The sequence below is a fragment of the [Mycoplasma] phocae genome (genome assembly GCF_003332325.1).
Taxonomy (GTDB): domain Bacteria; phylum Bacillota_I; class Bacilli_A; order Mycoplasmatales; family Metamycoplasmataceae; genus Metamycoplasma; species Metamycoplasma phocae.
Window position 1 is genome coordinate 720,809 of the sequence record NZ_CP029295.1, and the last position, 11,789, is coordinate 732,597.

Below are 11,789 nucleotides of genomic sequence, written 5' to 3' on the forward strand. Positions count from 1 at the left end.
TTACTTGTTTTTTTGTTTAGTATGAAAATTTTAAAATTTAGCTTGTTGGCTTCATTGTGTTTGACATTTTTTTCTTTATTTCTTCTTCTAATTTATATAATTCATCAAATGTTTTTGCATTGATTATTTTTGTTTTGTCGTCGTTTTCTTTTGCAAAATCAAGAATTTTAAATTTTTCAGCTATAAAATATTGATAAATAGGGCTTAAATCGTTTTCATTTTTTGATTTATTGATTAAATTAACAAATTCATCGTATTTATTTTTATTTTTACTTTCTAATCCTTTTATTAAATCTAAAAGATTATATTTTATTCTTGAGTTAGTAATTTCTTCTCTTAGTTTTGCTAATTCTCGCAAAGATAATGCGGCATTAATTTTTTCTCTCAATTTGGCTTTTTCATCTTCTGGAGCACCACTAGAGTTTAGAATTCCTAATATCTCTCTTTTTTGAATATTGATACCTTTTATTCCATTGTCAAATTCTTGTGCTTGAACATTAATTGATTCAGGTTTATTTTTATTAAATTCTAGTTTTACATAATATTCAGCTTGAACATCTGAATTTTTTATAGTAACTTTAGCATATAAGAAGATTTCGGTTAAATAATATGTTGATTTAGTTTCGTCAATTGAAAAACCATCAATTCCAACAATAGTTAATTTTTTAAAATCAAACATTTTATTTTTTTCAATTTTTTCATCGTACTTAAATTTAACAGCTTTTATTTTGTCGTTTAATTCTTTTTGTTTATCAAATTCTTGTTTTGTTATTACTGTTCCCACAGTTTTATTAGTATTGCTTAACATAAATTTAATGTAAACCAAAAATTCACGGTTTTTATTTAAGGTGGTAAGTTGAACAAGAACGCCTTTGTCTTTGTAATTTATAAAATTTGATTTTGCGCTATCTTTTTGAATTGTAAAATCGGTTTCAGAAATTGAAATCTTGTCAATTGCAAAATTATTAACATTAGTAAATTCAGAGTTGTAGGTAAATGTTGCTTTATTTAGTTTTTCTTGTAATTCAGCAGTAGTAGGTCCCTTTTTATCCATATCAGGCTCCTTTTTATCTTTACCCTTATCTTTATCTTCTGTTTTTCCATCCATGTCTTTACCTTTGCTATTTCCGCAAGAAGCAGCAATTAATGGCAATGTAATAACACTTGCAAAAGTCCCTAATGAAATAAGTATTTTAATTGATTTTTTCATATTACTAGAATCCTTTCTTTTCACTTTTGTTTGTTTACAAAATTTACTTAAAATAAAGTCTTTTAAGTATATATCTTGTACTTTTATGATAACACAAAAATTAGGTCAACCATTTTTTTAGTAATTGGGGAAATATTTTATTTACGTTTTTTGTACTTTTTTATGAAAAAAATGCTTAAAAAAAGTAAATATTAGTTTTTTTTAGAGAAAACTGCAATGAAAAAAATGCTCAATATTATGCCCTAGTTGATTAACCATTTTAATGGACACATTATCTAGATAATGTTCTGTATATTAATAACAATAATCATAGTAAAATTGATTCAAATAAGAAATAAAAAAATAATAATTCATTTAATAATATAAAAAAATAACATCACATAAAGCATCACAAAATAATAAAAATAATTAAGAAAGTAAGCATTGTACTCAAAAATTTATTAAAAATAAGGCCTATTTTGATATACTTTAGCTGTGTACTAATTTTATATACACATTAACAAAAAAAATATGTAGTGTTCGTAATTGTTGTTATATTAATATAATTTATTTAGTATTTATGTTTTTATATATGTTATTTTATGTGTTGTTTATAAATTCAGAAATAATAACAAGAATATTTAAAATCGCCTTAGAGATAGGTGATTTTTTCTAACTTTTTTTAATATTATTTTAGGATTTAGAGTATTTAAATTTGCAGATAAATACTAAAATTGAAAATTCAAACTACAAAAATTAGCAAATTTAATTTGTTAGTTTTTTAGGTTTTATATTGATTATAAATTATTTAAAAATTCGTTATCCAAATCTTTAAAAAAATGTCAAATTCTTCTTTTTTTTAACTATTTTTTCCTATATATACGTATATATATTATAATTGTTCAATAAAATATGCAAAAGGAATAACTATGAAAAAGAAAAACTTCAAGTGATGAATTGCTCTACCATCAGTGGTTGCAATCCTTCCCTTAATCGCAGCTTCATGTGGAAAAAAAGATAATGGTAGTCAAGGTGGCAGCGATCAAGAAATGATGAAAAAACCTAATAAACCTGATGATAGCATGAATAATAATGATCAAGGTATGAATAAAAAACCTGATAATATGGACAAAGATAATGGTAAACAATCAGAAAAAAATCAAGATATGAAAAAACTTTTACCAGACGGCATGAATGAAAACAATAAAAAAGATATGAATAATGGTAATAAAAAACCTGACACTGACAAACAGGGAGATAACAGTAAACAGGAAATGAAACCATCCCCTGATGATATGGATAAAAATCAAAATGATAATAAGGAAATGAAGGATCCCAACAAAAAAGATCAAGATAATATGTCTAAAGATAAGATAGATGATGAAAAAACATTAGAATTCAAAAGAAAAATATGGTATTCAAATTTATATTTTTTAGCATATCAATCATTTGTTGATGTTTATGAAAAATCAGGCGGTTCGGATACTAAATATGAAACATATCAATTTGAGAATGAAGCTTTTTTTATTTTAAATGAAATAAAGGATGATAAAAATAAAGAATATATAGATAATGGTAAGAAGTTTATACAGGATTTTATTGAGTATAAAAGTAATCAAAATTCTGAATTCAAGAAAAATTTAGAAAATGTGATTGTAGCAGGGGCTCCCAGTGGCATTTATGCTAAATTTCTCGTTTTTATTGAAAATAAAAATCGGGAATTTTCTGAACTAAATAAAGCTAATCCAAACGATAATAACTATAGAATTTATTTTTTCATAGGAATATGAGATTTAATGAATGAAATAAAAGATGAAAAATTTTATAAGTACACAAATTTGTTTCAAGCAAAATATCAATTAGAACAATATTTGAAAAAAATGAGTGATCAGAATATCAAAAACAAATCGCAAAATATTTTGAATAAATTAAATGAAACAATAGGTAAAAAAGGTTCTCTTTCTAAACAAGACATAGAAGATATTAATAAAGAAGTTGATGAAATTAAGAAAATTCTTAATATTCAATAACGTATTGTTTTTAAACAAAAAAACAATAAATTAAAAATGGTAATCGCATGAAATTACCATTTTTTTATAATCTTTTTGCATATTTTTGTCATACGCGGCTATTTCATCTGAGATTGAATAAAGTGCTTCTTGCGATTGGATCTACCAAGGCAATTAATGAAATTATAATAATATATGTTTCAGCACTTAGTTTGGTTGATGCTTTTGATGTGTTTTGATAAATACCAACAAAATAAATTGTGCTAAGTTGTAGACCAATCATGGTAGTTAGTGCCACTAATATTGGCATTCATACATCATTGGCACCTCATAAACCTCTCAAAATTGTTAGATTACCAACATCAAAAATTGCTTTAACCATAAAAATTGCCATAATGCTATAACCTAAAGAATCTATCAGTTGCTTGTCAATTGAGTAAATTGCTAGCATTGGATATGTCATAGTTATTCCGAGTATAGAAAAAATTATTTGTGCGTATAGTCCTAATTTAAAAGCACTTCTTCCGAGTGAATGAGCTCTATTAAAATCTTGTTTACCAATTTCAACGGCCACTATTACACTAGTAACATATCCTAGTGCTAATGTAAATGAATTAAAGACATCATATCCATTATTTACTGCTCTTCATATTCCAATAAATTTATCTTGTGAAATGGCATATGGAATTGAGGCAGCAATAAAATATTGTGAAGTAAATCAAATTCCGGTTTCAATGGCAATTGGAGCTCCAATTTTTAATACTTCTTTAATGTATTTAGAATTTCAAGATAATTTAAATGGTATTTTGGGTTGTTTTTGAATTATTAGTTTATTTACAAAAATATATGCTACAAATAATTGGATTAAGCCCCCAATAATTGTTTCCAATGATATTAAAATCATAAGATCAATTTCTTTGGGAATTAGAAGAATTGAATATGTTCAAATTGTCCGAAAAAATATTGCAGCAATAACTCCAACAATAGCAAATTTATTTTTTTCAATAGATTGTAGTGCTGAAGTGAGAATATAGGCAATTGAAACTATAAATATATCTAGAGTGGATATTCTTAAAAATTTTTGTGCAAATTCTAATTCGTTGTTAACTAAAACAATAGGATGACTATTGGCAAAAATTTTATTGTCAAAAGTTCCGCCGTTTGTTAAAATGTGAATTGGTATTTGATTATTATTAGCAATCGATAAATTGCTTTTAAAAATTTCATAATTCTCTTTTGTTGTTCAACCATATATTGCAGATTCTCGTGCACCGGCCTTTGAAAGAATAATTGGCGAGATACCAAACATAATAAAGTAGCATATAAAATTCAAAATAAGTGAAATGTATATTGCAGATGAAATGACTTGTGGAATTTTATTAACTTTGTTCTGTCCATATAAATTTGAGGCAACAACTAAGACTCCAAGTTGATAAATAATTGGGATAAAAACCAAAATTTTATAAACAGTTATAATTTTAGAAATTGCATAAAAATAATATCCATTATAAGATCCGTCAATATGATAAACACGTTGGTAAAAACTTACTGCAAGAGATCCAATTAATGAAATTATTGAGAAAAATAATGTTTGAATAAATATTGGTAAAGTGAGTTTAAAAATAAATTTAAAATCTTTAACAGCAAAAAAAATTTTAGTTTTCTCTCTTAGCAGTCCATTTTTCATAATTGTTAATTTTACAAGAAAATAAAAAAATAATAAGTAAAAAAATATTGTATATTTTTCATTTTTTTTATAAAAAATTACCTAAAAATAACTAATAATTTGTCAATTTTTTTTAAATTTCCAATTTTAGAATAAAATTTATACAAACATGTTTAAAAAAAATATCCTTAAGGAGGAATCAAAAATAATGAAAAAAACCAGAAAATTTAAAATTTTGACATCAGTTTTAGTTCCATTAGGATTAGGTGCCATTGCCCCTATATCACTAGTTGCTGCAAGCTGTCAAAATGAAAAAAATAAAAATGATACAAATAGGGAAAAGGACAAAAATAATAAAAAGGATGTAAGAAATCAAAACGGAGAAGAAGGTGGTATTTCAAACATTACCATCGATCCAAAAAATGATGATGATCTTGCTGTTAGATCACAAAAATATGGATTCAAGAATTTCAACAACGAATATACAATTGCTGATAATGAATTAACTGCATATTTTAAAGCGGACAATGAAGTTGTTCCTTATGTAGATGTTGATGAAGCATTAAATGTACTTAGTGGATTTATTGACACTAGTGCTTTTAAATCATATGTAGATCCAACAAATAACCAAAAAGTATATCAAACATATTTTAAAAATCAATTATCTAACCAAGTTATTTTTAACTGAGGCAAAGACTTCATTCATGCTACAAGTACATCATTCTTCTATGAAATACTAAAGCCTGAAGAACAAACCAATAGTGCTCAATTTTTAAAAACCAATTACAGCAACCGTTTTGAAGACAATAAAGGTGTGCTATTTGATTTAAAAAAATATGGTATGGACATTATTTACAAGGAAGGAAAACTACTATTACCATTTCCAATATTTAACACTTTATTTATGAGTCAAGCATTCACTAACTTATATTTCAACGGTGAAAACTTTACTAATGTTTCAGCTGGTGTTAATGCCTTTGGCGAAACTCCAATTACAGCATTAGAAAGAATTAGAAAAAACAAGAAAAACAATCAAACTCCAACCAAAGAAGAAAGAGAAGCTACATATAAACACTTTTTATTTGTAATGGACCATTTCTATGGTTTAAAACAACATAAAAAAATAAAATCATTTGACTCATATATTAGTGATGATGATAAAGCAAAATTCTTATCAACAAACAAAGACGATTTTAACCAAGCTTATGTTAATATCTTCCAAAAGCAATTAAATGAATTACACACCAGAATGAATTCTCTTTCATACTATGAGGAAAGATGAGTAGCACCATGAACTGAAATTTTGGCTGGTAAAGATCTTAGCGGTGATTATTCTAAGAAATTTAATGCTAATCGTAAAAAATTAGTTGAAAACTTTGAAAAAGCATTTGACAAAAAAATTAAAGATTTCAATGCTGATGATTACATAAAATATGAAGGTAATACTGCTTTTGTTACATTACTAAGATTCGAAGATGGAACTAAAGAAGAATTAGCTAAACCAGACAGATGAAAATATGACACATACTTCTTAATGAGATATTTAATGGAAGAACAATTATCTAAAAAACCAGAAATTAAAAATATTGTTTTAAACTTAGCAATTAATGGTGGTGGAAGTGTTTCATCTATGGTTAGAACATTAGGATTCATGACTAACAAAGAAGTTTTAAACCGTGAATACGATGTACTAAATCGTCGTGCTGATTTAAGTAAATCACTAGTTGATACCAAAGGTAATAATGAATATGGTAAAAACGCATATGAACAATACAATTGAAATATTTTAGTTGGTATTAATACATTTAGTGCAGCTAACCAATTGACAAGTATTGTTAAAGAAATGGGAATTGCCAAAATCATTGGTCAAAGAACTGGTGGGGGTATGTCAGCTATTATGCCAATCACTCTTTTAGATGGTACAACTGTAACAATTAGTTCACCTAATAACGCTGTTTTCGGTGAAAAAAATGAATCAATAGAAGATGGAATTGTTCCAGATATGGAATTACCATACGAAAAATTCTATGACTACAAATACATTGACAGTATTCTTTCAAAAACAAATTAATAGAAGAAATAACACAAACATCAGAACATTTAGTTTTGATGTTTTTATTTATATTTTCTAAGGTAAAATGCCATAAAATCAATAGCATACTAAATTAATTATTTTAAATGATAGCTAATTAATTGCCACTAAAAATCGGAAATAAAAACGCAGCTATGACTAGCATAACTGCGAACAAAAGTTTTTGCTATTTTTTTACTTTATTAAAAAAGAAATTAACTAAATCGTTAAAGCGTTCTCAATGTTCAATTTTAAATTCCGGAACTACTAATTCAAACGCTTTTTCATATTCAGCATATTTATTTGTAGAAATGTTTTTATCTTCTTTTAGAGAAAGAATAAAATCTGGTTTTGTATTTTTAAAGGTATCTAAATTTATGTTAGTTGTGAAACTTGTAAATTGAACTTCAATTTTTGCATAATCATTAAGTTGGTAGAACATCTCATAATATTGAATCGCATTGAAATAGTCATTGCGGTTAAAAACACTAATAGAAAGATAACTATTGCCATTTATTTCAAAAGGAACAATGACAGAAGGAATAGTAGTTATTTCATTATGATTTTCAGTGTTTTTAAAAGAAATTAATCCAACTGGGTTATCAACATTTTCATAATAGGCTTTAATTTTTGGTTCCACTTTGTAAACAAAAAGAAAATCGTATAAATCGTATTTATTCATTTCATTTTGTATTGATAAAAAATTCATAAAGTTTTGAAAAAAAGAAATATTTTTTGGTGGCTCTTCATCACTTTTTGTGACAATTTTATATTCAGATGTTTCAATTTTAGAATATACATAAACATTCTCTAATATTTCGTTTTTTTCAATTAGTTGCACATTAACAAGAAATCGATCATAAATTGGCATTAGCTTTCATTTATCAGCTAAAAAAAGCTGCTCTTTACTAATTTCAAAAACCATTCCTTCTATAAAACTGTTTGTATCTTTTTTTATAAAGAAATTACCATCGCGATTCACACATTTTATGAATCCAGTTAGTCTTGCTTTTTCATGAGTTACATTTAACCCAAATAGTCTTGTAAAAAATTCAATATTTGCCATTTCATCATAAGCAAATAAATAAATTTTGTTTGTTTTATCATCTTTTTTCATTATTCTAAATTATATAGTATTTAATTTAGCTTTTAATAAATGCTTAAATGATTTGATTAAAAAAAGCAAATTGTTATAATAAGTTTTTTCTATTTAATTTTAAATAGTTGGTTATCTTAACTAAAAATAAGATTTATGCCATTTAGAATAAATAAATAATAAATTTAAAACAATGAGTTACTCTTCATAAGTAAAAGAAAACTACTTGGGTTAAAAATAATAGTTATTTTTGTTAACAAATTATAATTTACTTTTACAAATTAGTCCCATATAAAAAAATTTTGTCCCAAAAATGTATAATCTTTTTATAGAATAAAGGGGAAAAAATGAAGTAGAAAAATATATTAAATTTAATTAAATATCATTATGAAAAAGACGAAATTGCATTTAATGGCGAGGTAATTGAAATCGCTAGATATTTTAATAGTATTAATGAAAACGAGTTAGCTAATTATGCTCTTTCACTAAGATAATGTTAAATTTATTGCTGACAAAATTTCTAATCATAATAAGCCGCGGATTTGAAAAGAAAATATGTCTAAAAACTGGAGTTTAGAAATAAAAACAGTTAATAGATTAAATCCCTTAGACGATTTTGGACTTAAATTTGGATTGATAGTAACTCTTAGAGAAATTAATGGAAAAAACCGTATTAATGACTTTATTAAAAGTTATATTTTTGAACGTTGAATAGTCAATGAAATAGATGTTACAAATAGAATAAATGTATTTCAAAAATCTGAAGAAAAAATTAATCTTGAATAATCTACTTGGAAAACTATTTAAGATTAGTATAAAAAATAGGCATTGGCCTTTTTTATACTGTTAATTTTAGTTAGATAATAAAAAATTTTGGAGTTAAATTAAATCATAAATTTATTTTACACAGGTGAATTTACTATTTGGAATTGTTCTATTTATTAGAATATGTGTCTGATTGTTATATAAATCAAAATGTTATTGTAAAATAAATAAACAAATAATATAACTTATGGCAATATAGCAATATATAGTTTAAAATTTAATATAAATTAAGAGCGAAAGGATTATTATGGGATTTTGATCCAATTTAAAAGACAAACTATTTGGTACCAAAGAAGAAAGAATAGCTAAAAAACAAGCCAAAATTGAGGCGAAGGAACAAAAAAAACTTGATAAAGAACTAAAGAAAAGTAAAAAACTTGATACATACATTGCTGGACTTTCAAAATCAAATTCGTCATTTACAGAAAGTATTAAACAATTACAAAATAAATACAATGTAATCAATGAGGAATTTTTTGAAGAATTAGAAGAAATTTTAATTATGTCAGATATTTCAATCAAGTTAGTGCAAATTATTATTAATGAATGTAAAAAAGAAGTAAAGAATGAAAATATTAGTGACCCGAAATTAATTAGTGAAATTATTGCTGATAAATTATTTACTATCTATACTTCTAACTCAATTATTGACACTTCTTTAAATGTAGAAAAGGGTAGGCTTAATGTAATTTTAGTTGTTGGCGTGAATGGATCGGGAAAAACTACTTCAATATCTAAAATAGCAAATAAACTTATTCATGAAGAGAATAAAGTATTAATTGCTGCTGCTGATACTTTTAGGGCTGCTGCAGTTGAACAACTTGAGATTTGAGCTAATCGCGTTGGAGCTGACATTATTAAACCTAATGAAAATGAAAAAGACCCGGCTTCGGTTGTATATCGTGCAATTGAAAAGGCTCAAATTGAAAAATATGATGTTCTAATCATTGACACTGCCGGAAGATTACAAAACAAAGTTAATTTAATGTCAGAACTTGCTAAGTTAAATAAAGTTTTATCAAATAAAATTCCTGATGCTCCTCATGAAAGTTTATTGGTTTTAGATGCGACAACAGGGCAAAATGGAATTGTTCAAGCAAAGGTTTTTGGTGAAGCTACTCCACTAACAGGAATTATTTTAACCAAAATGGACGGTACATCAAAAGGTGGAATTATATTGACCATTAAAGATGAACTGAATTTAGCTGTTAAATATGTTGGATTGGGAGAACAAGTCAATGATTTAGCTGAATTTGATTTAGAGTCATATATTTATGGTTTAATGAAAGGGTTGATTGAATAATGGAAAATATTTCTGAGCGTACTACAATTATTGAATTGTATGAAAAATATCAAGATCTATTAACTCAAGCTCATAAACAAGCGTTGTATTTATATTATTTTGAAGATTTATCATATTCAGAAATTGCCAAAGAGCTTGCCATGACAAGAAGTGGAGCTTTTGATGCAGTAAAAAAAGCAAAGGAAAAACTATTAGATATTGATAAAAAAATTGCTAAGTAGTAAAAGTCCTATTATTAAAAAGTTAATAAAGAATTTAAATAATATATAATTAATTAGATAGTTTAAAAAGAGGTGTAAAAATGCCATATAAAAGAGTTTTGATTAAGCTTTCCGGGGAAGGTTTGGCAAATAAAGATAAAAAAAAGTTAGCAATTGACTATGAACTAGTTGATAAATTTGCGAAGCAATTAAAAGTTATTGTTGATAAAAAAATTGAAGTTGCAATTGTTGTCGGGGGTGGAAATTTCTGACGCGGTACAAGTGCGGCTAAAAATGGAATTCAGCGAGTAAGAGCTGATTATATTGGAATGTTGGCAACCACAATGAATGCTTTGGCGTTGCAATCAGGTTTTGAAAATAATAATCTAAATTGTCGGGTGCTATCAAGTTTAACAATGGACCCTAAAGTTTGCGAAGTTTACATTAATGAGAAGGCAAAAAAATATCTTAGAAATGGTGAAGTAGTTATATTTGCGGGTGGAACTGGAAGACCATTTTTCACCACCGATACCGCTTCAACTCTATTTGCAAGTGAAATTAAAGCCGACGCAATTTTAATGGGTAAAAATAATGTTGATGGAGTTTATGATTCCGATCCGCGTGTAAATACTATGGCAAAAAAATATGATAAAATATCATATGATGAATTACTTGAAAAAGATTTAAAGATTATTGATTCAACAGCGGCTTCGATGGCAAGAGATAATAATATTGATATTGTTATTTTTGACATTAACGAAAATGATGCTTTGCTTCGGGTAATCGAAAATAAAATACCTCATACAATAATTACAAGTAATGACAATTTAAAATAAGGAAAAAACATGGAATTAAACGAATATTTAATGGAACTAAATAAAGAAATTGAAAATAATATTAATAATTTTGAAACACAAATGACAAAAATTGCTGTTGGAAGAGCAAATCCTGCACTAATTAACAAAATTCAAATTAATTATTATGACTCAATGATTAGCTTAGAAGAAATTTCAGCTATTAGTATTGCTAGTCCACTTCAACTTTTAGTAAAACCATATGATGTTGCTGTACTTAAAACAATTGAAAAAACTCTTATTGATAGTAAACTTAATATATCAGTGGCAAATGAAGGCCATCAATTAAGATTAACATATCCACAAATGACAACCGAAAAAAGAGTTGAAATGACCAAACAATTAGGTTCAATCACCGAACATGCGCGTGTTGTGGTTAGAAAATTTCGTCAAGACATTAATAAGAGAATTAAAAATGATTCGGAACTTTCAGAAGATCTACAAAAACAATATTTAGACAATATTCAAAAAGAAATTGATAAATCAATTGAAAAAATTAATAAAATGTCTAAAGAAAAAGAAAAAGATTTACTTACCATTTAATTTTCACAAAACTAATTGAGCATAGATAGTTTA

10 protein-coding genes are annotated in these 11,789 nt (G+C 25.9%); 7 read left to right on the plus strand and 3 right to left on the minus strand.

The window, feature by feature from the left end; genetic code table 4:
* Positions 1–37: 37 nt before the first annotated feature.
* A complete protein-coding gene (locus DA803_RS02920) occupies positions 38–1,210 on the minus strand; it encodes a variable surface lipoprotein (RefSeq protein WP_114191115.1) in 1,173 nt (390 codons plus the stop codon).
* A 908-nt stretch (positions 1,211–2,118) separates the two neighbouring features.
* On the opposite strand from DA803_RS02920, the gene DA803_RS02925 reads away from it, so the two are divergent.
* The gene (locus DA803_RS02925; RefSeq protein ID WP_114191116.1) at positions 2,119–3,219 is read left to right on the plus strand and encodes a hypothetical protein; all 1,101 of its coding nucleotides are present in this window, start codon (positions 2,119–2,121) and stop codon (positions 3,217–3,219) included.
* Positions 3,220–3,283: 64 nt separating this feature from the next.
* Here the strand turns inward: DA803_RS02925 and DA803_RS02930 are convergent, their stop codons facing one another.
* Complete coding sequence (locus tag DA803_RS02930) at positions 3,284–4,885, minus strand: MATE family efflux transporter (RefSeq protein ID WP_114191117.1); 1,602 nt, start codon at positions 4,883–4,885, stop codon at positions 3,284–3,286.
* 187 nt (positions 4,886–5,072) lie between these two features.
* Here DA803_RS02930 and DA803_RS06665 point away from each other — a divergent pair, with 187 nt between their 5' ends.
* Entirely contained in the window at positions 5,073–6,935 is a 1,863-nt protein-coding gene (locus tag DA803_RS06665; RefSeq protein WP_114191118.1) for a S41 family peptidase, read from the plus strand.
* 187 nt (positions 6,936–7,122) lie between these two features.
* Here DA803_RS06665 and DA803_RS02940 read toward each other — a convergent pair whose 3' ends face one another.
* Positions 7,123–8,052, minus strand: coding sequence for a gamma-glutamylcyclotransferase family protein (locus DA803_RS02940; protein WP_114191119.1), 930 nt, complete (start codon positions 8,050–8,052; stop codon positions 7,123–7,125).
* A gap of 534 nt (positions 8,053–8,586) precedes the next feature.
* On the opposite strand from DA803_RS02940, the gene DA803_RS02945 reads away from it, so the two are divergent.
* The 5 genes from DA803_RS02945 (at position 8,587) to DA803_RS02965 (ending at position 11,756) form a co-directional block, all read left to right on the plus strand.
* Entirely contained in the window at positions 8,587–8,817 is a 231-nt protein-coding gene (locus tag DA803_RS02945) for a hypothetical protein (protein WP_114191120.1), read from the plus strand.
* 286 nt (positions 8,818–9,103) lie between these two features.
* Positions 9,104–10,159, plus strand: a complete 1,056-nt coding sequence (gene ftsY, locus DA803_RS02950) for a signal recognition particle-docking protein FtsY (RefSeq protein ID WP_114191121.1) — start codon at positions 9,104–9,106, stop codon at positions 10,157–10,159.
* Complete coding sequence (locus DA803_RS02955; RefSeq protein ID WP_114191122.1) at positions 10,159–10,380, plus strand: sigma factor-like helix-turn-helix DNA-binding protein; 222 nt, start codon at positions 10,159–10,161, stop codon at positions 10,378–10,380. The genes ftsY and DA803_RS02955 overlap by 1 nt, the downstream gene beginning before the upstream one ends.
* Before the next feature lie 80 nt (positions 10,381–10,460).
* Positions 10,461–11,195: a UMP kinase gene (gene pyrH / locus DA803_RS02960; protein ID WP_114191123.1), complete on the plus strand. Its 735-nt coding sequence runs from the start codon at positions 10,461–10,463 to the stop codon at positions 11,193–11,195.
* Positions 11,196–11,204: 9 nt separating this feature from the next.
* Positions 11,205–11,756, plus strand: coding sequence for a ribosome-recycling factor (locus tag DA803_RS02965; protein ID WP_114191124.1), 552 nt, complete (start codon positions 11,205–11,207; stop codon positions 11,754–11,756).
* Positions 11,757–11,789: the final 33 nt, after the last annotated feature.